This window comes from Corynebacterium nasorum, from assembly GCF_022347325.1.
In the GTDB taxonomy this organism is placed as follows: domain Bacteria; phylum Actinomycetota; class Actinomycetes; order Mycobacteriales; family Mycobacteriaceae; genus Corynebacterium; species Corynebacterium kefirresidentii.
Window position 1 is genome coordinate 101,497 of the sequence record NZ_JAKRDU010000002.1, and the last position, 26,328, is coordinate 127,824.

Annotated in this window: 23 protein-coding genes and 4 tRNA genes; 11 read left to right on the top strand and 16 right to left on the bottom strand. The window is 60.8% G+C overall.

Features of this window, described 5'->3' with window-relative positions:
• The first annotated feature begins 102 nt into the window (after window positions 1–102).
• Genes MHK05_RS02795 through MHK05_RS02810 form a run of 4 tightly spaced genes read left to right on the top strand, consistent with a single transcriptional unit; the run spans window position 103 to window position 5,139 of the window.
• The gene (locus tag MHK05_RS02795; RefSeq protein WP_239204679.1) at window positions 103–1,407 is read left to right on the top strand and encodes a cryptochrome/photolyase family protein; all 1,305 of its coding nucleotides are present in this window, start codon (window positions 103–105) and stop codon (window positions 1,405–1,407) included.
• Between the two features lie 32 nt (window positions 1,408–1,439).
• Window positions 1,440–2,456 (top strand): pyridoxal-phosphate dependent enzyme, encoded by a 1,017-nt coding sequence (locus MHK05_RS02800; protein WP_239204681.1) that lies wholly within the window; start codon window positions 1,440–1,442, stop codon window positions 2,454–2,456.
• Window positions 2,453–3,754: an FAD/NAD(P)-binding protein gene (locus tag MHK05_RS02805; RefSeq protein WP_239204683.1), complete on the top strand. Its 1,302-nt coding sequence runs from the start codon at window positions 2,453–2,455 to the stop codon at window positions 3,752–3,754. Before MHK05_RS02800 ends, MHK05_RS02805 begins: the two co-directional genes overlap by 4 nt.
• Complete coding sequence (locus MHK05_RS02810) at window positions 3,751–5,139, top strand: type III PLP-dependent enzyme domain-containing protein (protein ID WP_239204685.1); 1,389 nt, start codon at window positions 3,751–3,753, stop codon at window positions 5,137–5,139. Before MHK05_RS02805 ends, MHK05_RS02810 begins: the two co-directional genes overlap by 4 nt.
• Before the next feature lie 85 nt (window positions 5,140–5,224).
• Here MHK05_RS02810 and rplA read toward each other — a convergent pair whose 3' ends face one another.
• The 7 genes from rplA to MHK05_RS02845 all read right to left on the bottom strand — a co-directional run bounded on the left by rplA (window position 5,225) and on the right by MHK05_RS02845 (window position 8,631).
• Window positions 5,225–5,929, bottom strand: a complete 705-nt coding sequence (rplA, locus tag MHK05_RS02815) for a 50S ribosomal protein L1 (protein WP_005322897.1) — start codon at window positions 5,927–5,929, stop codon at window positions 5,225–5,227.
• Window positions 5,930–5,997: 68 nt separating this feature from the next.
• Window positions 5,998–6,441 carry a 50S ribosomal protein L11 gene (rplK, locus tag MHK05_RS02820; protein WP_005327961.1) on the bottom strand — a complete coding sequence of 148 codons (444 nt, stop codon included), beginning with the start codon at window positions 6,439–6,441 and terminating at the stop codon, window positions 5,998–6,000.
• Window positions 6,442–6,613: 172 nt separating this feature from the next.
• Window positions 6,614–7,552 carry a transcription termination/antitermination protein NusG gene (gene nusG / locus MHK05_RS02825; protein ID WP_239204687.1) on the bottom strand — a complete coding sequence of 313 codons (939 nt, stop codon included), beginning with the start codon at window positions 7,550–7,552 and terminating at the stop codon, window positions 6,614–6,616.
• Window positions 7,553–7,678: 126 nt separating this feature from the next.
• Window positions 7,679–8,011 carry a preprotein translocase subunit SecE gene (secE, locus tag MHK05_RS02830; RefSeq protein ID WP_023020522.1) on the bottom strand — a complete coding sequence of 111 codons (333 nt, stop codon included), beginning with the start codon at window positions 8,009–8,011 and terminating at the stop codon, window positions 7,679–7,681.
• Between the two features lie 223 nt (window positions 8,012–8,234).
• A tRNA-Trp gene (locus MHK05_RS02835) sits at window positions 8,235–8,307 on the bottom strand.
• Window positions 8,308–8,446: 139 nt separating this feature from the next.
• Window positions 8,447–8,518 (bottom strand) — tRNA-Met (locus tag MHK05_RS02840).
• 37 nt (window positions 8,519–8,555) lie between these two features.
• Window positions 8,556–8,631: transfer RNA gene (locus MHK05_RS02845), tRNA-Thr, on the bottom strand.
• A gap of 164 nt (window positions 8,632–8,795) precedes the next feature.
• Between MHK05_RS02845 and MHK05_RS02850 the strand changes: the two genes are divergently transcribed.
• The 5 genes from MHK05_RS02850 to MHK05_RS02870 all read left to right on the top strand — a co-directional run bounded on the left by MHK05_RS02850 (window position 8,796) and on the right by MHK05_RS02870 (window position 14,185).
• Window positions 8,796–9,752 (top strand): sugar-binding transcriptional regulator, encoded by a 957-nt coding sequence (locus tag MHK05_RS02850; protein WP_239204689.1) that lies wholly within the window; start codon window positions 8,796–8,798, stop codon window positions 9,750–9,752.
• 85 nt (window positions 9,753–9,837) lie between these two features.
• A complete protein-coding gene (deoD, locus tag MHK05_RS02855) occupies window positions 9,838–10,563 on the top strand; it encodes a purine-nucleoside phosphorylase (RefSeq protein WP_200288289.1) in 726 nt (241 codons plus the stop codon).
• 15 nt (window positions 10,564–10,578) lie between these two features.
• On the top strand, window positions 10,579–11,946 hold the full coding sequence (locus MHK05_RS02860; RefSeq protein WP_239204691.1) for an MFS transporter: 1,368 nt from the start codon (window positions 10,579–10,581) through the stop codon (window positions 11,944–11,946).
• Between the two features lie 10 nt (window positions 11,947–11,956).
• On the top strand, window positions 11,957–12,604 hold the full coding sequence (deoC, locus tag MHK05_RS02865) for a deoxyribose-phosphate aldolase (protein WP_239204693.1): 648 nt from the start codon (window positions 11,957–11,959) through the stop codon (window positions 12,602–12,604).
• A 3-nt stretch (window positions 12,605–12,607) separates the two neighbouring features.
• Window positions 12,608–14,185, top strand: coding sequence for a phospho-sugar mutase (locus tag MHK05_RS02870; protein WP_239204695.1), 1,578 nt, complete (start codon window positions 12,608–12,610; stop codon window positions 14,183–14,185).
• Here MHK05_RS02870 and MHK05_RS02875 read toward each other — a convergent pair.
• From MHK05_RS02875 to MHK05_RS02885, 3 genes are all read right to left on the bottom strand, one after another.
• On the bottom strand, window positions 14,182–14,766 hold the full coding sequence (locus MHK05_RS02875; protein WP_239204697.1) for a DUF2335 domain-containing protein: 585 nt from the start codon (window positions 14,764–14,766) through the stop codon (window positions 14,182–14,184). The two genes, MHK05_RS02870 and MHK05_RS02875, sit on opposite strands and share 4 nt — an antisense overlap.
• Window positions 14,767–15,256: 490 nt before the next feature.
• A tRNA-Tyr gene (locus MHK05_RS02880) sits at window positions 15,257–15,338 on the bottom strand.
• Window positions 15,339–15,444: 106 nt separating this feature from the next.
• Window positions 15,445–16,449 carry a polyprenyl synthetase family protein gene (locus MHK05_RS02885; protein ID WP_023020514.1) on the bottom strand — a complete coding sequence of 335 codons (1,005 nt, stop codon included), beginning with the start codon at window positions 16,447–16,449 and terminating at the stop codon, window positions 15,445–15,447.
• 98 nt (window positions 16,450–16,547) lie between these two features.
• On the opposite strand from MHK05_RS02885, the gene MHK05_RS02890 reads away from it, so the two are divergent.
• Complete coding sequence (locus MHK05_RS02890; protein WP_239204699.1) at window positions 16,548–17,813, top strand: geranylgeranyl reductase family protein; 1,266 nt, start codon at window positions 16,548–16,550, stop codon at window positions 17,811–17,813.
• Window positions 17,814–17,857: 44 nt separating this feature from the next.
• On the opposite strand, the gene MHK05_RS02895 is transcribed toward MHK05_RS02890, so the two are convergent.
• From MHK05_RS02895 to MHK05_RS02920, 6 genes are all read right to left on the bottom strand, one after another.
• Window positions 17,858–18,547, bottom strand: a complete 690-nt coding sequence (locus MHK05_RS02895) for a demethylmenaquinone methyltransferase (protein WP_023020512.1) — start codon at window positions 18,545–18,547, stop codon at window positions 17,858–17,860.
• A gap of 11 nt (window positions 18,548–18,558) precedes the next feature.
• Window positions 18,559–19,758, bottom strand: coding sequence for a glycosyltransferase family 4 protein (locus MHK05_RS02900; protein WP_239204701.1), 1,200 nt, complete (start codon window positions 19,756–19,758; stop codon window positions 18,559–18,561).
• Window positions 19,759–19,818: 60 nt separating this feature from the next.
• Window positions 19,819–20,289, bottom strand: a complete 471-nt coding sequence (locus MHK05_RS02905) for a DUF3592 domain-containing protein (RefSeq protein ID WP_023027803.1) — start codon at window positions 20,287–20,289, stop codon at window positions 19,819–19,821.
• A complete protein-coding gene (menD, locus tag MHK05_RS02910) occupies window positions 20,290–21,912 on the bottom strand; it encodes a 2-succinyl-5-enolpyruvyl-6-hydroxy-3-cyclohexene-1-carboxylic-acid synthase (protein WP_239204703.1) in 1,623 nt (540 codons plus the stop codon).
• A 57-nt stretch (window positions 21,913–21,969) separates the two neighbouring features.
• Window positions 21,970–22,716, bottom strand: coding sequence for a hypothetical protein (locus MHK05_RS02915; protein ID WP_239204705.1), 747 nt, complete (start codon window positions 22,714–22,716; stop codon window positions 21,970–21,972).
• Window positions 22,717–22,794: 78 nt separating this feature from the next.
• Complete coding sequence (locus MHK05_RS02920) at window positions 22,795–25,197, bottom strand: excinuclease ABC subunit UvrA (RefSeq protein ID WP_239204707.1); 2,403 nt, start codon at window positions 25,195–25,197, stop codon at window positions 22,795–22,797.
• Between the two features lie 219 nt (window positions 25,198–25,416).
• Here MHK05_RS02920 and MHK05_RS02925 point away from each other — a divergent pair, with 219 nt between their 5' ends.
• Window positions 25,417–26,328 carry a hypothetical protein gene (locus MHK05_RS02925; protein ID WP_239204709.1) on the top strand — a complete coding sequence of 304 codons (912 nt, stop codon included), beginning with the start codon at window positions 25,417–25,419 and terminating at the stop codon, window positions 26,326–26,328.

Consider the following 26,328-nt stretch of genomic DNA (forward strand, 5'->3'; position numbering starts at 1 on the left):
CTTTGACTCGGCCTGAAGCGGCCGTTCAAACTTCGTGGAAAACACTACCTTCCCACCCACGGTTTCTCCAAATCCCCGTTTTCGCCGCGTAGGATAGCCGACATGACCTGCCTGATGTGGTTTCGCGATGACCTGCGCCTACACGATAACCAGGCCCTTCGCCGCGCGGCCGAAGCCGCCTCGCTTGCAGGCGTTCCCTTGGTCGCCGTCGTGCTCGACGAGCCGGCCTATCCGGGTACCCGCCCACTGGGCGGCGCCACCACGTGGTGGCGCGAGCGCTCCCTTTATGCCCTTGCACACGACCTCGCCGAGCACGGCGTGGAGCTCCTTCGCGTCGCCGGTGATGCCCGCGTGGAAATCCCCCGCCTAGCCGCCGAACTCGGCGCCACTACCGTCACGTGGACGCGCCGCTACCACGGCCCGCTGCGCGAGGTCGATGCCGCCGTCAAGGAAACCTTGACCGCTCGAGGCATTACCGCCACCTCCGCGCCCGGTTTTACCTTGGTAGAGCCCTGGGAGGTTACCAATGGCCAGGGCCAGCCCTATAAGGTCTTTACCCCCTTCTCCAAGGCCGCGTCCTCCCAAGTGGCAGGCGATGAGCCGGAGGGGGTGCCGGAGATGGGGGCGTCGGCAAGCATTGCGTGTTCCTGGCCCAAGCCCACCGAGCCGGCGTGGGCCGCATCCCTGGCCGAGCACTGGACGCCCGGGGAAGCCGGAGCGCGGGAACGCCTAGCCCAGCTGGATCTGGCCAACTACGCCAAGGAACGCGATATCCCCGCGCTTAATGCTACCTCCCTACTCTCGCCGCACCTGCGCTTCGGCGAGGTCTCCCCGCGCGAAGTGTGGTTCGCCGCGGCCGAGGAGCCGGAGTGCGCCAAATTCCACTCCGAGCTACTGTGGCGCGACTTTGCCTGGCACCGCCTCTACCACCTGCCCAACCTTGCTACCGAAAACGTACGGGAAAAATTCGACCGCTTCGATTGGTCCTGGGATGACCCACGCCTGACAGACTGGCAGTCCGGTACCACGGGCATCGCGCTTGTCGACGCCGGAATGCGCGAGCTTTGGGCCACCGGCTATATGCACAACCGCGTACGAATGGTGGTGGGATCTTTCCTCACCAAGAACCTCGGTATCCACTGGCGCCTAGGCGAAGAATGGTTCTGGGATACGTTGGTAGATGCCGATGCCGCCTCCAACCCCTTCAATTGGCAGTGGGTGGCTGGCTGCGGCGATGACGCCGCACCATTTTTCCGCATCTTCAACCCCGAAACCCAGGCCAAGCGCTTCGACCCCGACGGCGAATATGTGCGCCGCTGGGCACCCGCGCTGTCTGGCCCACCCATAGTGGACCTAAAGGAATCGCGCCAAGCCGCCCTCGACGCCTATGCGGAGATCAAGGACTAGGTCGGCGGAAGAGGCAGAAATAACGGTCTACCATGGGGCCAATGATGAGCCCTAGGATTCATTCTCAAGCGCACCCGCCCATCGGCAATACCCCACTCATGCGAGTGGAGGCGATCAATCCTCGGCCGGATGTCCACCTCTATCTCAAACTCGAACAGTTCAACCTTGGCGGCTCTGCAAAAGACCGTACCGCCCGAGCACTAATCCAGTCGGCCCTTGCCGCCGGCGATATCCGCCCAGGGTCGACGTTGGTGGAATCTTCCTCCGGCAACCTGGGCATGGCTCTAGCTCGTCAGGCCCCACTGCTGGGGATGAAGTTCCACTGCGTGGTGGATCCGCGCGTCAACGCTTCTACGGTGGCCACCATGCGGGCCTATGGCGCACACGTGGAATTGCTCGACCACCCAGATCCTGAAACCGGCGATTGGCTCACCGCCCGCCGCACCCGCGTGGCCGAGCTATTGGAAGAGATCCCCGATTCTTTCAACCTCAACCAGTATTCCAATGAAGCCGCCTTCCACGCCCACGCGGAGGGCACTATGACTGAGATCCTGGAGCAACTCGGGCAGGCACCCAGCCATGTGCTCGTAGCTATGAGTACCACCGGAACCCTTGGCGGCTGTGTCCGCAAACTTTCCGAGGTGGGAGCCAGTACCCAAACAATCGGCGTTGATGCAGAGGGCTCCGTACTTTTCGGCGGTGAGCGTGGCACCCGCATGCTGCCCGGCTATGGCGCAGGTATCGTGACCGACCTATCCACCAAATTTTCGCCCTCCTCCGTCGAGCGGGTCCCCGATCTCGAGGCCATCGTGGCCGCCCGCAGGCTCGCCCGGGCCGAGGGTTTGCTGCCGGGTGCTTCCGGCGGTGCTGTTATCGCAGCCTTCCAGCGCCTCGCCCCCTCCCTGCCGGCGGGGGCGGAGGTGGTTGCCGTGCTACACGACGCCGGCCAGCCTTACTTAGACACTATCTATAACGATTCCTGGGTGTGCGAAAACTTCGGCATTTCACCTGCCGAACTTGCCGCGCGCAGCGAAGGGACGGCGCAGTGACTTCCGCTAAGCCTGCCCGACGCATTGCCATCATCGGAGGCGGTCCGCGCGGTCTCTGGGCCGTAGAGGAACTCATCGAGCGCGCCCGCATCCCCATCGATGTCACGGTCTTCGACCCGTATCCGGCCGGTTCAGGCGCTGTCTACCGCCCGCAGCAGCCGCCCCACTGGCGCCTCAACGTCAACTGCGCCATCGTCACCACCGCCCACGATAATTTCAACGCATGGCGGGCCCGCCGCGGTGGGGACACCACCGATGCCTTCCCACCGCGCGCCGAAGTGGGCCAATTCCTCGCTGATACCTGGTCCGCCGCATTGCAGCGCGCGCCGGCGCACGTTGGCATCCGCCACCTGCCGCACCGCGTGAGCGAAGTGAGTAATGACGGAGAAGGCTTCATGGTCGACGGCACCCCCTTCGACGACGTCCTGGTCTGCACCGGACACGACCATCTCCATGCTGGTTCCTTGGTCCACGAAACTTCGCGTGTGCCCGTCACCGGTCTCTATTTCGGCGCCGACCTCCCTAGCGCTCCACGGCGAATCGGCGTGCGCGGTGCCGCCTTAAGCTTTATCGATGTATGCCTGCTTTATGGCGATACCGCCGAGGTCATTTATCCGGTTAGCCGCAGCGGGCGATTTATGGAGGTAAAGCCCTCTCCGGAGGCACCGCTGCCGGAGGTTTCGACGCGGTGGCGGCAGGCCTGTGCGCACATCACTAACGCCGCAGATTTGCGCGAGATCCTCATCGGGGCCGCAGCCGAGTTCGGTGACTTCTCTAGTGCGGAACTAGCAGCCGTTATTGATGGTCAGGATTTCACTGGCGCTGCGCTCGCTGAGCTCGAGGCTTCCCTCCGTGCGGTCGAGGGTACTGGTCCCCTGACTCCGGCCACGGCCGTGGGCGCGGCTTTTCGTGGGGTCTTCCAAGACTGCGTCGATTGGCACCAGGCACACGGCCCAATGCCCGGGTTCCGCGAGCTCTCACGCACCCTTGAGCGGGTGGCCTTCGGCCCACCACCGGTCACAGCCAGGCGTCTGCTCGAGCTCATCCACTCCGGGGTGGTGGATACCCAGTATCTAGGCACTCCTGAGCAGATAGATTCCTGGCGGGAGAAGGGCGGCGTGGACCTGCTTATCGACGCCACTGTGGCTCCCCAAGCCACCCCCTCCCCCTTCCATAACGTTCCTGGTGTGGTGGAAATTGGCCGCATGAATGAGCTCTCCCTGCCCGGGCATGACTCTCTTAACCGTTTAGTACACGATGACATCCCCCGCTGGGCGGAGAAAGTAGGAAACCCATGACCACCCCTCCCGTTGCCCCACTGCCGGTCCATGGCACCGTCCCGCTGCGTGCCCGATGGGAGCAGTGGATGCAAGAGCTCGTGGAGAACCCGCAAGAAGTTAGCGCACTCACCTCGCGCTATGGTTCTCCGGTAAACGTGCTTAATCCCGCGCCACTGCGCCACAATGCCCAAGAGCTACTAGACGCCGGTGCTTCCCACGACGTGAAAACTCGGGTATTTTTCGCCCGCAAAGCCAATAAGGCGCTGTGCTTTGTCGACGCCGCTCGCGAGAGTGGACTCGGCGTGGATGTAGCCAGTGAGAACGAGCTACGCCAAGTGCTCGAGCGCGATGTAGCCCCAGAGCGCATCATCCTCAGCGCTGCTATCAAAAGCGATGGTTTGCTCCGCCTCGCGATTTCGCGTGGCGTTACTATATCGTGCGATTCTCGCGCAGAATGCGGCCGCATCGCCGCCATCGCCCGAGCTTTAGAAACTACCGCCCGCGTGGCACCGCGCCTTGCTCCAGATCCAGATGATTTACCACCGACCCGCTTCGGGGAAAGGCTACCTGCATGGCAGAAAGCGGAGTGGCCCACGGAGCTTCGTGCCGTGGGTGTCCACGTCCACCTGCATGGCTATAGCGAGGCGGATCGCCGCACCGCCCTTGCAGAGGCCATTGCTCTAGTCGAGCACCTACGCGCAATGAACCAACCCGCTAATTTCATCGATATCGGCGGCGGCGTGCCCATGAGCTATTTAGAATCCCGCGAGCAGTGGGAAAACTACACAGCGCGTATCTCTGCGCAACGCGCTGGTACCGGTGACCCCTTTACCTGGAAATCGGATCCGCTCTCCAATACTTACCCATTCTGGCAGGAACCGACGCGCGGTCAGTGGCTGAACCAACTTCTCTCCGGTGAGGTCCCCGGCTACGGCAACGCCGGTGGTGCCCTGCGAGAGCGGGACATCGCCCTCCATCTAGAACCGGGCCGCAGCCTCCTCGACGGCTGTGGTGTCATCCTCGCCGAGGTGAGCTTTCTCAAAGAACGTTCTGATGGCCTGCCCCTTATCGGTGTGGCGATGAATCGCACGCAGTGCCGGACCGCCGCGGATGACATCCTGCTAGACCCCCTCCTCGTGCCTACAGCCGGTTCAGCAAAGGAGGTCTCCCGCGAGCGACGTACCGGCTTTGTAGTCGGTGCCTACTGCATTGAAGACGAGGTGATTCTGCGCCGCGAACTGGACTTCCCAGCGGGCATTGCCGTAGGAGATACCCTCGCCATTCCCAACACGGCCGGATATTTTATGCACATCCTCGAGTCTGCTTCGCACCAGATTCCCTTGGCTCGAAACGTCTACTACGACGGCAGCGAATGGGTGCCAGACGATATTGACGCCACATAACTACTAGTGGCTCGAGATATAGAAAAAGGGCTTCGAGGAATTGCCTCTAAGCCCTTTAACCTTAAACGCAGTACGTGATAACTGCTTAAGCGGTGTAATCCTTGACCACGGAACCGTCAACCGGGATGCCCGGGCCGGAGGTGGTGGAGATGGTAGCGCGCTTGATGTAGATGCCCTTAGCGGAAGAAGGCTTCAGGCGCTGGATCTCATCCATGAGGGCGCCGTAGTTCTCAGCCAGCTTCTCAGCATCGAAGGAAGCCTTACCGATGATGGCGTGCAGGTTAGCAGCCTTATCAACGCGGAAGGAGATCTTGCCGCCCTTAACCTCAGAGATTGCCTTAGCAACGTCTGCGGTAACGGTGCCGGTCTTCGGGTTCGGCATCAAACCACGCGGGCCCAAGACGCGGGCAACGCGGCCAACCTTGGCCATCTGATCCGGGGTGGCGATAGCAACGTCGAAGTCGATGTTGCCCTCGTTGATCTGCTCGATCAATTCAGCGGTGCCGACGATATCAGCGCCAGCTTCCTGAGCGGCGGTAGCCTTCTCGCCCTCTGCGAAGACAGCAACGCGAACGTCCTTACCGGTGCCGTTAGGCAGGGAAACGGTGCCGCGAACCAGCTGGTCAGCCTTGCGCGGGTCAACGCCCAAACGGAAAACAACATCAACGGTGGCGTCGAAGTTCTTGGAGGAGGTCTCCTTAGCCAGCTTGGTGGCCTCGATCGGACGGTACAGGCGGGACTTATCTACCAGTTCCGCAGCGGCCTTATAAGCCTTAGACTTGGTGCTCATTTAACAATTCCTTTTCTGGATTGGTGTGGTGTTCGGCGGGCCGTAGCTGGCCCTACCACATAAAGTTTTTACTTCTCCGGTGCGCCATCAACGGTGATGCCCATGGAGCGGGCGGTACCGGCGATGATGCGAGCGCCGTTCTCGATGTCACGTGCGTTCAGGTCCGCAAACTTGGTCTCTGCGATTTCCTTGCACTGGTCCCAAGACACAGAGCCGACCTTGTCGGTGTGTGGAACGCCGGACCCCTTCTTGATGCCAGCGGCCTTCAGCAGCAGCTTGGCTGCCGGCGGGGTCTTCAGCTTGAAGTCGAAGGAACGGTCCTCGTAGACGGTGATCTCAACCGGAACCACGTTGCCACGCTGGTTCTCGGTAGCGGCGTTATAAGCCTTGCAGAATTCCATGATGTTGACGCCGTGGGCACCCAGTGCCGGGCCAACTGGCGGTGCCGGGTTAGCGGCGCCTGCCTCGATCTGCAGCTTGATGAAGCCAGATACCTTCTTCTTAGGAGCCATCGAATTACCTCTTTCCTGTGTTACCGGGATAGCCGCCACGATGAATAACGGGATCCCGTCCGGATGCTCACCTTCAGTGGGCCACCGGAGGATGAAACGTTTTTCTTATACGCACGCCAAAGGCGCACGGCGTTCCAGTTTAGAACACCGTGCGCCCTGCACAAAATCACTTTTAGGAGATGCGCTCGATCTCGGTCGGCGACAACTCCACTGGGGTCTCGCGACCAAAGATGGATACCAGTCCCTGCATCTTGCCGGTCTCTGGGTCGATCTCGGAAATGGTGGCGGAGACTGCGGCCAGCGGGCCGGACAGGATGGTCACTGCCTCGCCTACCTCGAAGTCGTGGGCGTACTTCTTTGCCACTTCCTTTTCTGGCATGGCCACGACCTGCTCGCCCTCGGCCTCATTCGGGGCGGCATCGCCCTTGGTGGACGGTGCTTCGTTCGGCATCAGGAATTTAGCCACATCGCGGGTCTTAACCGGGGTGGCGTTGCCCTCGTTGCCCACGAAGGAGGTCACACCAGGGGTTTCGCGGATGACGGACCAAGCGGCGTCATTGAGTTCGGCGCGGACGAGGACGTAGCCCGGCAGCAGCTTGCGCTTCACAATCTTCTTCTTGCCGTCTTTGTTCTCAAGTACCTGCTCAATAGGAACGACAACCTCGAAGATAGAGTCCTCCACCTCGAGGGTCTGGGCACGCATGTCCAGGTTGGTCTTTACCTTGTTTTCGTAACCGGAGTAGCACTGAATGATGTACCACTGGCCCGGTTGCTTCTTCAGCTCGCGGGTAAACGCACGCAGGCGCTTGCGGTAGGCGGCGTCTTCGGACTCATCCTCGCCAGCCTCTGGAGCTGCGGCCTCTGCCGCGCCCTCGGCGTCGGCTGCTGCCGATTCCGATTCCGCTCCCGGTGCCTCGGCTGCCTCCGCAGACTCGCCTGCAGCGTCGGTGAACTCTGCTGCTTCTTCTACTGCGGGCGCGCTTGGGGTAGCGTCCTCCTGCTGTGCTTCTTCAACGGAGCTAGCGTGCTCTGCCGCCTGCTCCTGCACGTTGGCCTGCATAGCCTCCTCTAGGGAGGTGCCTACGGTTTCGACGTTATTCTCGTCGCTCATGATTCTTACTCCAAAAATTCCTCGGCGCGTTGCGTAGGACTAGCCTACCCGCCCGCGTATGGGCAAAAAGTATCCCGCCGTTCCTTCAGTGGAAACAGCGGGATAAAAGATTATGCGGCTATCTTACTAATCAGAGAGAACCTGCTCAACTCCGAGACCGGCCAGAGCGTCCACACCCCACACCAAAACGGTCATGACGATGAGGAAGGCAAAGGTAATGAGGGTGTACTGCAGCATCTCCTTAGCGGTCGGCCACACCACTTTCTTCATCTCAGTTGCCACCTCGCCAGGGAAAGCGGCTACGCCACCACCTGGGGTGTCATCGTGATTCTTATCCTCTACGCGGACGACGTGCTTATCGGCGTAGTCCGCGGAGGACGTGGTAGCCGCACCAGAGAGCTGACGCTTACCGGTCGGGCGCGGTGCACCCGAATTCTTCGGCTGCTGCTCATCGCTCACAGCTAACCCTCCTTGGGAACTAAATCTAATAGGGCGCTTAACGCGCACCTCCATAACTTTGTCAACCCTAGCAAAGCTTGCACTGCATGAAAAGCTGACCACCGCATTTATAAGACGTGGCCTTGGATACATTGGGCGAGCACAGCGGCGAGCAAGGCTCGACCGGGAAAATATGGCATGAACAAACCCCGCCACCTGAAATCAAGTGACGGGGTTTACTGTGCAGGGGCGACAGGACTCGAACCTGCAACCTACGGTTTTGGAGACCGTTGCGCTACCAATTGCGCCACGCCCCTATTCTTTTATCTCTTAATGCCTCAGCATCAAGCGTTGAAGACCTTACCAGAGCCATAGTTCCAATCTGAAACCAGGCGGGTCTGCAAAGCCTTCAGCGCGGTAATAAAAAAGCGCCCTACGGGCGCCTTTCTTTCCCGGTAGCGATGGCGAGAATTGAACTCGCGACACAGCGATTATGAGTCGCTTGCTCTACCACTGAGCTACACCGCCATATTCACCTTGGGGAATTTCTTCCTCCGAACATGAATGGAGCCCCCTGACAGAATCGAACTGTCGACCTTTTCCTTACCATGGAAACGCTCTGCCGACTGAGCTAAGGGGGCACATCCTAGCGTTGAACACATCGCTATTTCGTTGTGCTCTCCGTTGCGGACTCCAATAATCTAACCCGCTTGCAACGTTTTACACAAATCGCCACGTCAGAGCGCAAAAATGGGAAGCTTTTATGACACCTTATCGCGCATGTGAATGTGCTTGAATGAAAGGCATGTTGGATCAGAAGGATGCCCAGTCCATTGACGCCGCAAAGTTGTACTACAACTCCGGCTTCTCTCAGGCCGAGGTTGCCCATCATCTTGGGGTTTCCCGGCCCACGGTGTCCAAGTTGCTCAGCCACGCCTCCGCGCGCGGCTTTGTCACCATCAGCATTGCCGATCCGCGGGAGCAATCCGATGAACTAGTGGGCCAACTACGCCAACGCTTTGCGCTTGCCGACGTCCGCGTGACCACCACCCCACCCGGCGGTTCTCCCCTAGCAGACCTGGGCAGCGCCGGCGCCGCCCTCATGGAAGAACTCATTGAGGATGGCACCAGCGTCGGCCTCTCTTGGGGCGAGACGATGTCCGCCGTCGCTTCTCACCTGCGGCGACAGCCACGGGAAGGCGTAGAGATTGTACAACTAAAAGGTGGCCACTCACACACGGAGCGATCCACTAAAGACTTCTACACCCTGCAGGCCTTTGCCCACGCCTTCAATGCCGAGGCCCACCTTTTACCGCTGCCGGGCATCTTCGATTCCGCGGAGGCCAAGCAGTGGGTGGAGCGCGATAGGCATATTGGGCAGATTTTGCATAAGGGGGCGTCGGTAAGCGTGGCGGTCTTTACGGTGGGCTCGGCCGAGCAGGAATCTTTAGCTTTCAACCTGGGCTATCTGACCGCGGCCGAGAAACAGCAGATTGCAGACAATGCTGTGGGTGATGTGTGCTCGCGCTTCTTCGACGCCTGCGGGGAAGTAGCCTGCCCGGCCGTAGACGCCCGCACCGTGGGCATCAGCCTCGCAGACTTGGCCACGCGCCCCACCCGGGTGCTGGTAGCTGGCGGCGCATCTAAGGCGCGGGCCATATGGGTGGCGCTGCGCAAGGGATTGGCTACCCATCTGGTCACAGATCAGGCCACCGCGCGCAAGCTCGTGGACTGGGCTAGTGAGTCCTCCCACAAATGTTGAACAATTGTAAATTGCGTCATTGACATGGGTTCCTGCGGGGTTAAGCTAAGTGTGTAAAATCCCCCCCACACCGAGGAGCGAAGCTATGTCCGCTACCGACATTGCCACCCCACACATCAACCCGCAGGGCGCGCCCATTGCAGAAACCATCTTGCTGCCCGGCGACCCACTACGCGCACAATTCATCGCCGAAAACTTCCTGGAAGACACCGTCCAGTTCAACGGCGTGCGCAATATGCTGGGGTTTACCGGCACCTATAAAGGCAACCCCGTTTCGGTCATGGGCACCGGCATGGGCATTCCCTCCATCGGCATTTACTCCTGGGAGCTCATCCACAACTACGGCGTAAAGAAGCTCATCCGCGTCGGTTCCATCGGCGCTATGCAAGAAGACATCGAGCTGCACGATGTCATCGTCGCCTCCTCCGCCTCCACCGATTCCAATTTCTTGAGCCAGTACAACCTGCCGGGCAGCTACGCTCCGACCGCCTCGTGGAAGCTCCTCAAGGCTTTGGTGGATGAATCCGAGAAGCAGCAGGCACACATTCACGTGGGCAATATCTTGAGCTCGGATATCTTTTATAACTTTGACCAATCCGTCAACGAACGCTGGGCGCACATGGGCGTGCTCGGCGTCGAGATGGAATCCGCAGCGCTTTATGCCACCGCGGCCGAAGCCGGCGTCGACGCGCTGGGGCTTTTCACCGTATCCGACAACCTCGTGCACGGTACCAAGCTTTCTGCCGAAGAGCGTCAAACCGCCTTCCGCACCATGATTGAACTCGCGCTGCCGCTTAACGCGCTCGACTAAAAGGACGCCTTCCCCGTGACTTCTTCTACTACCTCTGCTTCCCCGCAGGACAAGCGGCCAGGTCCCGCGCTAAACCCCAAAGTTGCCGTCCCCATCCTGCTCTTCGTCTTTGTCTTTTCTCTGGTTATTGATAACGGCTTTAAGACGATGACCATGCCGATTGCCCAGGCGCTCGACCTTTCCGTTAAGACCGCCTCCCTCCAGGCTTCCCTCGCCGGCGTCATCATCGGCATCGGTGCTGTGGTCTATGCCGCGCTGGCGGATTCCATTTCCATCCGCAAGCTCATGCTCACCGGCGTTGTCCTCATTGCCGTGGGATCGATTTTAGCCTTCGCCTTTTCTAGCTTCTGGCCCATGGTGCTGGCCGGTCGTCTCATTCAAACCGCCGGCCTCGCCGCCGCGGAGACGCTTTATGTCATTTACGTGACCAAGCACTTGAGCGAGGCCGATCAAAAGACCTACCTGGGCTTTTCCACCGCCGCTTTCCAAGCCGGCCTGCTCATCGGCGCGTTGACCTCTGGCTTTATTTCCACCTATGTCTCGTGGACGGCGATGTTCCTAATCCCGCTCATCCTCATTCTGACCATCCCACCAATCATCAAGCTGGTGCCAGAAGATGAGGCCGTGGAGGGACACCTCGATGTGCTCGGCCTATTTTTCATCGCCGTCTTTGCCACTGGCCTGACCTTATTCATGCAGGAGTTCGACTGGGTATATCTCATCGTGGCTGTCCTCGGCGTGGTGGGCTTTGTTTACCACATCGGCCACGCCAAGTATCCCGTGGTCACCCCGGAGTTTTTCACCAACGGCCGCTACGTGTGGACCATCCTCATGGTCTTCTTCGTCTATTCCACCCAGATGGGCTTCATCTTCTTGCTGCCTTTTGCGGCGCATGACCTGCACGGCATGAATATCGATAAAGCCTCCCTGTTGATGATCCCGGGCTATATCTGCGCCATCCTCATCGGCATCTTCTCCGGAAAGATCGGCACCGTTTTATCCTCCCGCGCCACCATCTACACCGCCTTCGCCTTAGTTGCCGGCGCACTGGTGATGGCCGCGCTTTTTGTGCAACTCCACGTCGCTATTCTCATCGCAGCCATCGTGGCCTTCGCCTCCGGCTTTTCACTGATGTACGCGCCGCTGGTTAATACCGCGCTGCGCAATATCAGCGCCGTCAAGTCCGGCATCGCCATTGGTTTTTATAACCTGACCATCAATATCGCCATCCCGCTGGGCATTGCCTATACCGCCAAGCTGCAGGACCTCGCTAGCTATAACACCGTGCTGTGGATCCTGGCCACCGTGGCTGCTATTGGCATTGCCCTATACGTAGTTTCTGACCTCAAGATGGCCCGTTCCGAATCCCGCCCAGCCCGTTAAGGAGAAAATTATGACTTCCCGCACCGACGTTGCATCCATCATCGATCACACCCTGCTCAAGCCGGAGGCCACCCCGGAACAATTCCGCGCCCTGGTAAATGAGGCAGCCGAGCTGGGCACCTACTCCGTATGCGTTTCCCCCTCCGCCCTGCCCATCGAGGTTCCTGACTCCCTGCACATTGCCACCGTCGTCGGCTTTCCCTCCGGGGCAGTAAAGCCGGAGATCAAGGCCGCTGAGGCAGCCCGCGCGGTTGCCGATGGTGCCGAAGAGGTGGACATGGTCATCAATATCCCGCTAGCCATCGAAGGCCGCGCCGAGGATCTGCAGGCCGAAATCCAGGCCGTGCGCGATGCCATCCCGGGCAAGGTTCTCAAGGTCATCATTGAATCCGCCGCGCTTTCCGACGACGCCATTGTCCTCGCCTGCAAGGCCGCCGCAGCCGCCCAGGCGGACTTTGTTAAAACCTCCACTGGCTTCCACCCGGCCGGCGGGGCCTCCGTGCATGCCGTAAAGCTCATGCGCGAGACCGTAGGCGATAGGTTAGGCGTGAAGGCCTCTGGCGGCATCCGTACCGCGAAGGATGCCCTAGCCATGATTGAGGCTGGCGCGACCCGCTTGGGCCTGTCCTCCTCCGCCAAGATCCTCGAGGAGCTCTAGTCCATGTCGAACGCCGCCGTAGATTATGACTACGCCCGTACGTGGGCCGAGCACGACCCTGATCCGGATACCGCCCGCCAGGTAAAGACCTGGATTGAGGAGGGCAATACCGCCGAGCTCGCCTCCGCCTTCGCCGGCCTCCTGGCCTTTGGCACCGCGGGCCTGCGCGCCGCCGTGGGCCCGGGTGAGTCCCGCATGAACCGCGCCGTGGTCATCCGCACCACCTACGGGCTCATCACATGGCTCAAGCAGCAGGTCGATACCCCAGTCGTGGCCATTGGTTGCGATGCCCGCCACGGCTCCGCGCAGTTCCAACGCGATGCGGCGCAGGTCATCTCCGCAGCTGGCGGCCGGGCCCTGGTTTTGCCCGCACAAAACCCCACCCCGCTGACCGCTTTCACGGTACACAAGCTCAAGGCAGATGCTGGCATCATGGTTACCGCCTCGCATAATCCGCCGGCCGATAATGGCTACAAGGTGTACTTGGGCGGCCGCATCGCCACCGGCCCTGCGGAAGGCGTGCAACTTATCTCGCCCGCCGATGCCGAAATCGCGGAAGCCATCGCCGCGGCACCTCATGCCGATGAAATCCCGCTTTCTGCGGCGAATGTCGAGAACGTCGATACCCGCGCCGACTACCTCGACCGCGCGGCACAACTCGTAGGCGAAAGCTCCGATGTCACCATCGCGCTCACGGCCATGCACGGCGTTGGTGCTGCCTTGGGCAAAGAACTTCTCACCCGCTGTGGCTTCCGCGTCTCGCTAGTTCCTGAGCAGGCCCAACCGGATCCGGATTTCCCCACCGTCTCCTTCCCCAACCCGGAAGAGCCCGGCGCCCTTGATCTGGGTATCCGCCACGCTGAGGAGATCGGCGCCGATATCCTTATCGCTTATGACCCCGACGCCGACCGCTGCGCCGCCGCCGTACCTACTGCTTCTGGCTCCTGGCGCCAGCTCACCGGCGATGAAACCGGTGCCCTTTTGGGCGACTATCTGGCCCGCCGCGGGGCGACCGGCAATTTTGCCAATTCCCTCGTCTCCTCCCGCCTGCTCGGGCGCATCGCCGCGCACTACGGCCTCGGCCACGAAGAGACGCTGACCGGCTTCAAGTGGATCGCACGAACCCCGGATCTCGCCTTTGGCTATGAGGAGGCCATTGGATTCTGCCCCGATCCCACCGCTGTCCGTGACAAGGATGGCATCGCAACCTCCGTAGTGCTCGCCAGCCTCGCAGCCGAGTGCAAGTCCGCAGGAACCACCCTGCTGGAGCGATTGGAGGGCATCTATGCCGCCGTTGGGGCCCTGTATACCCAACCGCTGACCTTCCGCGTAGATGACCTCAGCATCATCGCCCAAGCGATGGATAAGGTCGCATCTACCCCGCCCACCGAACTGGCTGGCTCGCCCGTGGCGAAGGTAGAGAAATTCGCCCAAGGATCCAAGTTCTTCACCAACAACGATGACCGCGTCATCGTTCGCCCCTCTGGTACCGAGCCGAAGCTGAAGTGCTACATCGAATCCCCCGACGCCGACCGCCTCGATGCTATTGCGGCCGACCTGCGCGCCTACTTCGAGATTTAAACCCCTCCCCGCTCCACGCTCTCTAACTGGTCCTTCTGAGATTGCTTAGGGCCAATGAGGGTGCGGACTAGTGGGCTTGCTGCCGCCAGGCCCACCGCCGCAGTACCAACTATCGATTCCGGTGGGTCAAAAAGAACGAGTATCGCCGGTATAAGGATGAGCGCGCCGAAAATGACACCTACGGCCGTAAAGAGCCGTACTTTTGATTCAAATATCGCGTACTCGAAAGATTCTGCTGTAACTTTCCTATCGAGGACAATATCTGCATGAGCGTCCTCCATAATCCGATCGCCTGCGCCCGGCTGAATGTCATTGTGCTGTTTGATTATCTGTGGATGCGGAGTTGGCCCCTGATGCGCCCACACAGCAATTTGGTCGTCAAGGTTAGAAAGTCTATTTACGCCAGGGAGCGCTCCTCCAACTGGTGGGAAATCGCTGCGTTTATTTTGCGGTGCGCCCGATAACTGCGAGTCCGATTGCGCAGATGCGCTTGCTGCGCTGCCTGCGCTACTCGCTGGCTTTGAAATAGGTGAATCTCGTTTACCCCGTCCAGCATCGTTCGGATCTTCTTCATATCCCATATCCTATCGCTAAACCTCATACCTTCATCTCTACAGTGACTTTCTGTGACTGATGGTGTGGCTACCGAGCACGCCTGTTTGTACACAGCACCTTAGGAAGGTGTAGTTTGCTGGTCCTGAAGGCCAAAATGAGAGGAGTTAAAGATTACAGAACCCCGCCATTCATCCTTAACAATTCTGCTAAAGATTGCAGTTGGTATTTCATCATTGCTCTGCCTCGGCTATTTCATTGGCGGTTTGAATGCGGTATACGTTGCCAAGGCCCTGGCGGGATCGGATTCCACCTCATTGCCGGATATTTCTCGTAGGTTAGGAGATGGATTTTTCTACTTCACGGCCGCTGGGATATTCCTAGCTGTATCCCTCATCGGTGATGCGGTGTTCCACAGGGCTCAAAGGTCCCGCAGACAGGAGCCCTGCCGGTAGCACCCGTCTCACGACTGCAGGTACGACGAAACCCCGCAAGCATCTGCTTGCGGGGTTCATTCTGTGCCAGGTAGAAGATTCGAACTTCTGAAGGCAATGCCGGCGGATTTACAGTCCGCTCCCTTTGGCCGCTCGGGCAACCTGGCATGCACTGTGTGGTGCGAGTAAGTACTTTACTACGAACCACCCACCTACCTACAAATCGCCAGCACATAAGGGGAAAAGACGATAGAGGAGGGCGTCGCCAAGCAGCTAGCCCACGCGGCGCACAGTGTAATCCGCCAATTGGCGCAGGGCCTGGCTGGCCGAATTCTCCGGCAGCACGGCGAGCTGCTCCTCTACCACGCGCAAGTAGGCAGTGATGTCCTCCAGCGCCTTCTGTCGGCCGCCAGATTGGTGCAGGAGCTCAATGGCACGCTCCACCTCGGCGTCGGAATGCAGCGGCCCAGTGAGCAGCTCACGCAGCTTATCGCCCACCTCACCCTCTTCTTCCAAGGCATAGAGAACCGGCAAGGTAAATACGCCCTCACGCAGGTCCGTGCCCGGGGTCTTGCCGGATTCCTTAGGGTCGGAGAAGATGTCGATGACATCGTCCACAATCTGGAAGATCATGCCGATGGCACCACCAATGCGGTGCAGGGCTGCGGCATGCTCGGCCGAGGCACCGGAGTGATAGGCGCCCAAGTAGCCCGCAGAGGCAATGAGCACGGCGGTCTTTTCGCGGATAACCGCCGTATAGTGCTCCACGGCATTAGCCTCGCCCGCGCCGATGGTCTCGCGCATCTGGCCGGTAACCAGCTCTTCAAAGGTATCGGCAAAGTGGCCTACGGTGTGGGTATCCAGCTCGCTCATCAGGCGGGAGGCATGCGCCAAGAGCGCATCGCCGGCGAGGATGGCCACGGAATTATTCCACCGCGAATTCGCGGATTCCACGCCCCTACGGCGGTCTGCCTCATCCATGACATCGTCATGATAAAGAGTGGCCACGTGCACCATCTCCACGACGGTGGCGGCCTTAACAACCTCTTCGCAGCCCGGACGCGAACCATACTCGGAGGCCAATAGCGCCATCATAGGGCGAAAGCGCTTGCCACCGGCCTTGGACAGGTGGCTGACCTTATCCTTTAAGAAGTCCTGGCCGCGGTCGATTTCACTGCGCAGCTTGTCTTCTACTGCTTCCATGCCCGCACCAATGCGTTCGTTGAGCTGCGGATCACCAAGATCCACGTGCGTGGCATGCGATTGACCGTGAGTCATTAAATAGTGTTCCTTGCAACTAAAAGCCAGAGATAATCGATTACCTACCGTAGTCCAATCCGCGCCCCTAAACACACTCGAGGGGGCGAACTCATGCAATGATAGTCCTCATGTCGGAGCAGATCGATTCCCAAACCTATGTCGAAGTCGCCATCATTGGCGCTGGACCTGCCGGAGCCGCCGCCGCGATTCACGCCGCACGCGCGGGCTTGGACACCCTCCTTATTGATTCCGCGACGTTTCCCCGCGAGAAAACCTGCGGTGACGGGCTCACCCCACGCGCGATGCATCAGCTCGACGAGCTGGGCCTTAAGGTCAACGCCTCCTACCGCAATCGCGGCCTGAAGCTGCACGGATACGGCGGCGATATTACCGCGCCGTGGCCGAAGACCTACCCTTCCCAGGTGGGTACGGCCCTGCCACGCTATCGCTTTGATGCCCTGCTTGTCGACGCCGCCGTAGACGCCGGCGCCACCCTTATCACCGGCACCCCCGCTACCGATCCCATGCTCGAAGGAAACCGCGTGACGTCTTTCCGCGTGGGCGAAGCCACCGTACACGCCACGTGGGTCATTGTGGCCGATGGCGTGCGCTCTACCTTTGGCAAGAAACTTGGCCGCACCTGGCACCGCGAGGAAGTCTATGGAATCGCCGCACGCTCCTATGCTTCTTCCACGCATGCCGATGAGCCCTGGATGCACTCCCACGTGGAGCTTAAAGACGAAGACGGCGAGGTGCAGCCGGGCTACGGGTGGATCTTCCCGCTCGGCCTTGAGATCAGCCAGGTCAACATCGGCCTTGGCGCGCTCTCGACCGCGCAGCGCCCCGCCAAGATCAACACCAAGAAGCTGCTCGAGTTCTACGCCGCCCAGCAGCGCCCCGAGTGGGGACTAGGGGGGATTGAACACGTCACCTCTGCTCTACTGCCCATGGGCGGCGCGGTATCCAACGTGGCCGGTGCCAATTGGATGCTCATCGGCGATGCCGCCGCCTGCATCAACCCCCTCAACGGCGAAGGCATCGATTATGGCTTGGAGACTGCCGCGCTTGCCGTGGATCTACTCGGCCCAAAGGATTTCACCCTCGCCTGGCCAGCCGTCCTGCGCGAACACTACGGCGAATCCTTCCTCCTCGCCCGCACGGCCGCGCGCCTTTTGACCTACCCGCAGTTCCTCCCGATTGCCGGTCCGCTGGCCCTGCGCGGGCCCATCGGCCGCATGCTCATGCCGGCCGCCGCACGCCTGATGGGCAATCTCATCACTGACGACGACCGCGACCTCATCGCGCGCACCTGGCGCGCTGCTGGCCGCACCGTATCGTCTCTCCGCCGCGATACTCCCCTGTGGGATTCCACCGCGGCTTAGTCCCCGTCCCTCTCATGTCTCTAGGCGCGGGCCCAGGCCCGCACCTAGGCGGGCTTGACCGCCGAGTGCAGCGCCACGATGCCAAAGGTAAGGTTCTGCCAACCAGCCTCGGCCCAGCCATTGCGATTGATAGCCGCCGCGAGCTCCTCTTGCCCCGGCCATGCACGAATGGACTCCGCGAGGTAGATATAGGCATCCGGATTAGAAGAAACCACGCGCGCCACCGGCGGCAACAGGCGCATTAAGTATTCCTTGTACACGGTGCCAAAAATCGGCACCACCGGGGTGGAAAATTCCGCCACCGCTAGACGCCCGCCCGGCTTGGTCACGCGCGCCATTTCACGCAGCCCGAGCTCAAAGTCGTGGATATTGCGCAGTCCATAAGAGATGGTCACCGCATCAAAAGTATTATCCGCAAACGGCAGCTTCATGCCATCGCCGGCCACCTTGGGTACGTCACGCTCACGGCCAGCGGCCAACATCCCGCGGGAGAAATCGCATGCCACGCACCACGCACCGGACTTGGACAATTCCACGGTGGATACGGCGGTGCCGGCCGCAAGATCGAGGACCTTCTCCCCCGGCTGTAGGTTTAGTCGCTCGCGGGTGCGCTTGCGCCAGTGCGCGTCCTGCCCGAAGGACAAGACGGTATTAGTGAGGTCGTACTTCTCGCCCACGGCGTCAAACATGCGCGCCACATCGAAGGGCTTTTTATCCAGATCTGCCTTAGACACAAATGATCAGTTTAGGCCACGCGGGCGCCGAGGGCACGAGCCGCCCACCGCGGCAGCTCCGGGCGCTGCCCCAAAATGGTCAGGGGCACCCGGCGGGTATCCTCCAGCACCTCTTCGTAATAGCCCACGAGCTGCTCGCACAGCGCCTTCCACGTCTTGGAAGAAATGGACTCGCGGGCATTATCGCGCATCTCCTGATGGATCTCTGGGTTGAGCAGCGCATCCACCGCATTGGGGAGGTCTTCCACAAAGGTCTTCACGTCCAACAAAAGCCCGTTATAGCCCTCCTCAATGAGGTCTACCGGACCACCGGCACGCGGCCCAATGGTAGGCACGCCGGAGGCCTGCGCCTCCTGAATGGACTGGCAGAAGGTCTCAAACTCACCGGCGTGGACAAAAACATCCAAAGAGGCATAGGCCGCGGCAAGTTCTTCGCCAGAAAGAGCGCCAGTAAACACGGCCCCAGGAAGCTGGGCTTCCAATAATGGCCGCTCCGGCCCATCGCCCACGATGACCAGCTGGATATCTTCGCGTCCATTGAGCGCCGATAACCGGTGCACCCCCTTTTCCGCAGCCAAACGCCCAACGAAGCCGACGATATTCTTCGTGCCGTTCGGCTCCCAGCTGCGGCGCAGCTCAGCAGAGCGCTTGGATGGGTGGAAAAGCTCCGCATTCACGCCGCGTCCCCAATGGCGCACGTTTTTGATGTGGTGCTTTTCCAGATCCCGGATGGTCAGAGAAGACGGTGCCAGGGTCATCTGGCAGGAGTTGTGGATGGTGCGCAGCCACTCCCAGACGCCATAGGCCAGCGCGGAAGCATGGTATTTGGTGGCGAATCCGGCGACGTCAGTCTGGTACAGCGCCACGGCCGGCACGCGTTGCTGACGGGCGGAGAAGGCACCTGCCGCGCCGAGTACGAAGGGGCTGGCTAGGTGGATGATATCCGGCTTGAAATCACGCAGCGCCTCATCCACCGCCGTTGTAGGAACTCCCACCGGAAGCGAATCCACCAGCGGCACGCGCACGGTGGGCACGCGGTAGATGGGGAATCCGAGGTAGTCCGGAATTTCCTCTTGGCCTTCGCGGGCGCCCGGCGCGATAACAATGGCCTCCTGCCCCGTCTCGTGCAGATGCTCCAAAACGCGCAGCACTGAGTTGGTCACACCATTGACATTGGGAAGGAAGGATTCAGCCACGATCGCAACACGCATGCCACCATAATGACCTATTTTCTTAAGTTAATGGTGAAGCTAGTGGAAAATCTTGGTTAATTATTTCTCCGCACGGCGGGTAAAGAAGCTAATCAGCTTCCACAAAGCGGCCGCAATAAGTGTAGCCACCACCCCTACCGAAGCCGCTGGGATGATAGCCAGCGTCCACTTACGGCCTTCTACCTTGACCAGATCAGGGTCATCGAGGGCGTATTGCACCCACACCTGCTGCCCCTCACCCAGGCCGCTGGGATAAAGCAGCCCGTGCTTCGGGGTGTGGTAAATCCCCTCACTGTCTTGGAAATCCACCGTGGTGCGCAGCATTCCCACGTCTTTGACCGTGGCCAGAGCACGCGCGGGGTGGGCGGCGATGGCGTGATCATTTAGCGCCGGTCCGATGACCATGCCTACCACACCCACGAGCGCGGCCAGATACAACGCCAGCGTCAGCTGGTGCAGGCGGCGACGATAGACCGCAGCCGTATAGCGCGGCACCACGGCTGCGTGCGGTTTATGCTGCGGCGAAGCCACTTACTGGCCCACCTTTGCGGTCAACTTCTCAGTGAGCGCCCGGCGCGTGGCACGGGTGGTCTTTGCTTCCACGATGGTGATACCGGTGGAGTATTCCTTAAGTTCCGCCAGCGTATCCAGCAGCTCCTGCGGGGTAGTGACCTCGCGGTAGTCTGCCTCGTAGGCTTCTGCCAGCTTGCCGACGTCCACCCCATGCGGCGTCCCAAACGCCGGCTCGAATGACGCGCGCAGCGCATCGGCCCCCTGCTCAAGGGTCTCAAAGATGCCGCCACCATTGTCATTGGCTACGACGATGGTGAGGTTTTCCGGACGCGGTTGGTCTTCCGGGATGAGTAGGCTATTCGCATCATGCAAGAAGGTGACATCGCCCATCAGCGCCATAACGCGTGGGGCACGCCAATTGGTGGGATCCAGCGATTGCGTGGCCAAGGAAATGCCGATGGCCTGGGCAATGGTTCCGTCAATACCGGCCGCCCCGCGCGGCGAGTACGTATCGACACCGTCGAAGGGCAGGCCCACTAATGCGGCATCGCGCACTGGGTTCGAGGCGCCAAGGACCAGGGTGTCGTTGACGGAGAGCGTATCGCCCACCGCGGCCGCCACGTGCAGCCCGGTAAATCCCAGTTCTTCGTCCTCAAGAGTCTCGCGCACGGCTTGTCCCGCCATGTCGGTAGCACCCTCGCAAATCTTGATCCACTCGCGGCTCGGTTCCCCGGTGACCTTGACAGTGGTGCCCAACCGAGCATCGTTGCCGCGCTGATTAGTGAAGTCCTTGGTGCGCGAGAGCACCACCAGATCAATATCCGGATCATTCATCAGCGCCAAAACGCTGCGGTGCAGCGTCGGGTGCCCGACGACGATGACCTGTTCCACCTTGGTATTGATCACATAATCATTCGCGGAGACCTGCGCCTTGCGGAAGATATGCGCCGCCGCCGGATGTACCGGATGGTACGGGCCCGGCGCGCTTGGCTCTGCGATGGTCGGCACGTCTTCTAAGCCTTCTACCTCCCAGGCTTCATCACCGGCAATGACCAGTGTGTTCTTGCTCAAGTCCACGGCTACTTCGCCGTGGTCCACAAAGGCCGGTGCTGGCTCGCGCACGCCGTCGCCGGAGGTACGGGCGGGCAAGGCGGCGTCGACAAGCGGGGCATCAAAGGCCACATTGATGTGTACTTGCAGGTCTGTGCGGAAGCGCTGGGACATCGCCTCCAGATCATCTGCGCTGGTGACCTGGGTGGTTTTCGCGTATACGCCGAAGATGCCCTGTTGTTCGATGGTTTGGGAGGCACCCGTGCCTACCAGACGCTCTGGCCGGTCGGCGCTAATGATGGCCAGCGGCGTATGGGAATAATGTGCCTCCACCACGGCCGGCAGGGTATTGGCCACGGCAGTTCCCGAGGTCATCACCACGCCCACGTGGCGGCGCTGCACTCGCGCCATGCCTAGGGCGGTAAACGCGCCTCCGCGCTCATCGAGGCGGGTGTGAACGCGGATATCATCACGTGCTAAAAGCGCCAACGACAGCGGCGCGTTGCGCGAACCAGGGCACAAGACGACATCCGTGAGGTGGCGCGCCAGCTGGGCGGCTACCTTCTCAGCCAACTGCATCGATTCATTCATGCCGCCTGATTTTACCTGCCCGCGCGCCATTTCCCTTACCGGGCAGGTGCCTGGCGCTTAGTTCTGAGTGCCTTGCTGGTCGGCCGGCTGCCCGCCGCCGCCCAAGAGATCATTGAGGAGGCCCTCGACGTCCACGTCGGCACCTTTATCCAGCTGGTCTTGCACCTCTGGCGGTAGTTCGGTCGGAATATCGGAGGGCAGCTCATTTTGGAAATCCGGCAGCTTCGGTAGCTTATTGGAATTTTCATCCTGCGTATCCGGCTCATTGGTCTGCGTCACGGTAGTGGGAACCTGCGTGGTCAGTGTCTCCGTCACGGGCTCTGGATCCGGCTTATCTGCCTCGTCCGCGGCATTGCGCCACAGGAAAAACAGCACGGCCGCAGCCAGTACGGCTAGCACCGCAATAGCCGCGAAGACGCCGGCCATGGCGCCGCCACCGCCGCTTTTCTTTTTCCGCTTTTCCGGCTGGTCCGGATCATAGTTCGACGGCACCGGCTCGTACTCGGGCTGCTGCGCGTATTGCTGGCCATATGCCTGCCCGGCCGGCTGCTGATAGTTCTGGCCGTAGCTTTGCTGCTGACCGTAGCCCTGCTGATAGCCAGCGGCCGCATCGAATTGACGAGTCTCATTCTGCGGCTGCTGCTCGCCCGGGAAGTACTGCTTGGGGTGCTCGCGGCGCGCTTGGTCGCGGCTGGGGCCGGCGGCATTATCGGGCACGCGGCCAATCTGGCGCGTGGCATCATCCGCCGGGCTGGACCAGCTGCGGGTTTCATTATTATCGCCATGAGGGCCTTTAGTAGTCATACCCTCTACCTCTACCCCATTTTGCTGTGAGATCCCAGAGAGGTCTCCCACAGCTAACGGGTAGCTAAGGCTCGCCCCTTAATGCGCTCGGCGTGCACTCAAGGCGCGGCCCGTGGCGGTATCCTCTGCGGCAACCTGCGCCGGGGTGGCATCCGCGATGATGCGGCCGCCATCTTCGCCAGCTCCCGGGCCCATCTCGATGATGCGGTCCGCGTTCGCCATGACCGAAAGATCATGCTCGACGACGATTACCGTATGGCCCGCATCCGCCAGCTTGTGCAGCTCGGTATTGAGCAGGTCGATATCGGCTGGGTGCAGGCCCGTGGTGGGCTCGTCCAGCAGATAGACCGTGTGGCCGCGACGCGAGTTGCGGGAGCGCTGCAGCTCCGTGGCCAGCTTGATGCGCTGAGCCTCGCCGCCGGACAGCTCCGGCGCGCCCTGGCCCAAGCGGAGGTAGCCTAGGCCGACGGCCTGCAACGTGGCGATGGCGCGGTAAATCTTTTCTTCCTCGGCAAAGACCTCTGCGGCCTCGTCCACGGTCAGCTCCAAGATGTCCGCGATGGTGCGGTCCCGCCAGGTCACCTCGAGGGTCTCGTCGTTGAAGCGGGCACCACCGCACTCTGGGCAGGTGGTATACGAGCCCGGCAAAAAGACCAGCTCCACTTCGATCTTGCCCGCGCCGCCACAGGTAGGGCACTGGCCTTGCTTCACGTTGTAGGAAAAGCGCGAGACCGTCCACTTGCGCTGCTTGGCCTCGTCGGTGGAGGCGAAGAGTTTGCGGACGTTATCGAAAAGACCGGTATAGGTTGCCAGCGTGGAGCGCGGGGTGCGGCCGATGGGCTTCTGTGTAATCTGCACCAGGCGTTTAACCTGGTCAAAGCCTTCCGTGCTCTCTACGGACCAGCCCTTCTCCTCGGTCTCTTCTTCATCGGAGACGGCCGTAGCGGATTGGCGCAGCAGGCCGGCAAGGACCGTACTAACCAGGGTGGACTTGCCGGAACCGGATACTCCAGCGACCGCCGTGAATTGGCCGAGACCAAAATCTACATCGAGGTTGTCGATGCTGCGTGCGTTGATGCCGCGGAGGGCGAGGAGGGAGGAGGGGGTGCGGGGGTCGTCGGCAAGCGTGAGCGTGCGGTGAGCCAGCGCATTGGCGGTAGGGGTGTCCGCGTCATAGTCTTCGACCGGGCCCGAATAGACCACGTTGCCGCCGCGCTCGCCGGCCAGCGGGCCGACGTCAACGAGCCAATCTGCCTGCGCGACCAAATCCATGTCATGCTCCACCAAGAGCACGGAATTGCCGGCCGCGATGAAGCGGCGGCACATGTCCATCACGGCGTCGCGCTCATCTGGGTGCAGGCCGGCCGAGGGCTCGTCGAGCACATAGGCCACGCCGAAGAGACCCGAGCGCAGCTGCGCCGCCAAGCGGATACGCTGCATCTCGCCGCCGGACAAGCTCTGCGTCGGCCGATCCAGGCTTAGGTGCGCCAAGCCAAGCTCGAGCGCCGAGGTCAAGGCGGGCAGAATCTGCCGCAGCAGCAAATCCTCGGCCGAGTTCTCCTCCGGATTCTGCTTGCTCAGCACCGCGTGGACCCTATCCAGCGGCAGCGCGCCCAGCTCATCAATGGGCATGCCCGCATAGGTCACCTTCAGCGCAGCCGGATTGAGGCGGCGGCCGCCACACGTTTCGCACTCGCGCGATTCCATATAGGACAGGGTGCGCTTGCGCAGGGTATCCGATTGGGTCTCCGCCAGTGTCTTCTTCAGGTAGCTGGCCACCGAACGCCACGTGCCCTCATAGTTGCGCTGAATCTGGTCCTTGCCGCGCAGGGGCTTGACCGTGACGACGGGGCGCTCCTCGGTAAAAAGAATCCAGTCGCGGTCTTTCTGTGACAGCTCTTGCCAGGGCGAATCCAGGTCATAGCCCAGGTTCATCAGGATGTCGTGGAAATTCTTGCCGGCCCAGGCGCCCGGCCAGGCTTGGATGGCGCCTTCCTCGATGGAAAGGGTGGGATCCGGAACCATCGAGTCCTCAGTCGGCTCATGCACCACGCCTGTGCCGTGGCACTGCGGACACATTCCCTCCGGGGTATTGGGCGAGAAGGAATCGGAGTATAGGCCCTCCGGGTTATCCCCGGCGCGCGAGTAGAGCAGGCGCACGCTATTGGAGAGTGCGGAGACTGTGCCGACCGTGGAGCGCGCTCCGCCGCCGGAGGTCGATTGCTGCAGTGCGACCGTCGGCGGTAGGCCCTCTACTTGGCTGACCTGCGGATCGACGGCCGAGCTAATGAGGCGGCGGGCGAAGGGCGCTACTGATTCGAGATAACGACGCTGACCTTCGCCGTGAATCGTGCCGAAGGCCAGCGAAGACTTGCCCGAACCAGACACACCTGTGACCGCGACGAGCTTGCCGCGGGGCATATCGACGTCGACGTTGCGCAGGTTGTGCAGGTGGGCATCGCGGACCTTGATAGTAGACATGTCCTCTAGCGTACGCACAGGTGGCGGGCTGGGCAGTCTTAATACTGACGGCAGTCTCCTATGGCGGTTCGCCGGTTATCTTCCTCCGGTTCACCGGTTTTCAACGATTTCGTCCATACATATGGCGAAAACCGTCGACGGTTTAGGTGTTTTAGATGGACGAAATCGTTGAAATTAGAAAGGTGGAACCTTCCCGGAAGATTTTCAGTCCAATGAGACATGTGGACGAGAAATGAATTACTGGAATTAGGCCTTACTGACTATGAAATCCGCAGCAAGATTAGTGAGGGAACGCTTTTACGCTTGCGGCGCAATTGTTATGTCGCTGCGGAGGCGAGCGCGAAAGATAAGCTCAACGCGGTGGCGCAGCTTTATCCGGATGCGGTGTTTTCGGGAACGGCGGCGCTCGCGGCCTATGGCTTATGCGAGGTGCAGCTGCCGACGGTGATCCGGGTGGATAATAACTGCCGAGCCCAGGCGGATGATCTGGTACATACGGTGAGGTCGCGGCCGGTGCCGGCGAATCGGGTGAGGGGCGTAAAGATGGCGTTGCCGGCGCAGGCGGTAGCAGATGCCCTAAGCTTTGAGCGGTGCGGCGAGTGGCTGCTGAAGGATGCGCTGGCGCAGGCGTATCGCGGGCTCAACGGGAGGGGTAGGTTTGCGGCCGATTTAGAGATGGTGACCAGCAAGAAAAGGGACGCGGTGCGCGAGTTGGCGGAGCGGGCGCCGGTGGGGACGGCCTCGAAGTGGGAGCAGCGGATGTACCACGAAATGCGGCGGGTGGGGCTCAAGCCGGTGCCGAATTTCCGTCTAGGGCCGTATACCTGGGATTTGGGCTTCGAAGCGGGAACTACGGTGGTGGATTTGGACTCGCTTTATTATCACGCGCCGGAAGATAATCACCGGGAATTTCTCATCGGGACGTGGAAGACCAATCATGCGGTGCAGCATGGGTGGGCGCCGTTGAAATTTACTGATGAATGCACCGACTACCACCTCAAGCTGGTGGTGGAGACGGTGCAAGAAACGGTGGCGCATCGACGCAGCGTGCGCGGGCTAAAGAGCAGTCCGCAAAAGGTGCGGCGTGCGCTGGTGACTCCGGCGTGGCGGTTCCACCAAAGCTTGCTCTAG

Coding starts and splice junctions, on each gene's coding strand:
- MHK05_RS02890 (WP_239204699.1), top strand. CDS start 16,548: ATGATAGTCCTCATGTCGGAGCAGATCGATTCCCAAACCTATGTCGAA.
- MHK05_RS02920 (WP_239204707.1), bottom strand. CDS start 25,197: ATGTCTACTATCAAGGTCCGCGATGCCCACCTGCACAACCTGCGCAAC.
- nusG (WP_239204687.1), bottom strand. CDS start 7,552: ATGAGCGACGAGAATAACGTCGAAACCGTAGGCACCTCCCTAGAGGAG.
- MHK05_RS02850 (WP_239204689.1), top strand. CDS start 8,796: ATGTTGGATCAGAAGGATGCCCAGTCCATTGACGCCGCAAAGTTGTAC.
- rplA (WP_005322897.1), bottom strand. CDS start 5,929: ATGAGCACCAAGTCTAAGGCTTATAAGGCCGCTGCGGAACTGGTAGAT.
- MHK05_RS02915 (WP_239204705.1), bottom strand. CDS start 22,716: ATGACTACTAAAGGCCCTCATGGCGATAATAATGAAACCCGCAGCTGG.
- MHK05_RS02870 (WP_239204695.1), top strand. CDS start 12,608: ATGTCGAACGCCGCCGTAGATTATGACTACGCCCGTACGTGGGCCGAG.
- MHK05_RS02875 (WP_239204697.1), bottom strand. CDS start 14,766: ATGGGATATGAAGAAGATCCGAACGATGCTGGACGGGGTAAACGAGAT.
- deoD (WP_200288289.1), top strand. CDS start 9,838: ATGTCCGCTACCGACATTGCCACCCCACACATCAACCCGCAGGGCGCG.
- MHK05_RS02795 (WP_239204679.1), top strand. CDS start 103: ATGACCTGCCTGATGTGGTTTCGCGATGACCTGCGCCTACACGATAAC.
- MHK05_RS02900 (WP_239204701.1), bottom strand. CDS start 19,758: ATGCGTGTTGCGATCGTGGCTGAATCCTTCCTTCCCAATGTCAATGGT.
- MHK05_RS02885 (WP_023020514.1), bottom strand. CDS start 16,449: ATGACTCACGGTCAATCGCATGCCACGCACGTGGATCTTGGTGATCCG.
- MHK05_RS02810 (WP_239204685.1), top strand. CDS start 3,751: ATGACCACCCCTCCCGTTGCCCCACTGCCGGTCCATGGCACCGTCCCG.
- deoC (WP_239204693.1), top strand. CDS start 11,957: ATGACTTCCCGCACCGACGTTGCATCCATCATCGATCACACCCTGCTC.
- MHK05_RS02800 (WP_239204681.1), top strand. CDS start 1,440: ATGGGGCCAATGATGAGCCCTAGGATTCATTCTCAAGCGCACCCGCCC.
- MHK05_RS02925 (WP_239204709.1), top strand. CDS start 25,417: ATGTGGACGAGAAATGAATTACTGGAATTAGGCCTTACTGACTATGAA.
- menD (WP_239204703.1), bottom strand. CDS start 21,912: ATGAATGAATCGATGCAGTTGGCTGAGAAGGTAGCCGCCCAGCTGGCG.
- rplK (WP_005327961.1), bottom strand. CDS start 6,441: ATGGCTCCTAAGAAGAAGGTATCTGGCTTCATCAAGCTGCAGATCGAG.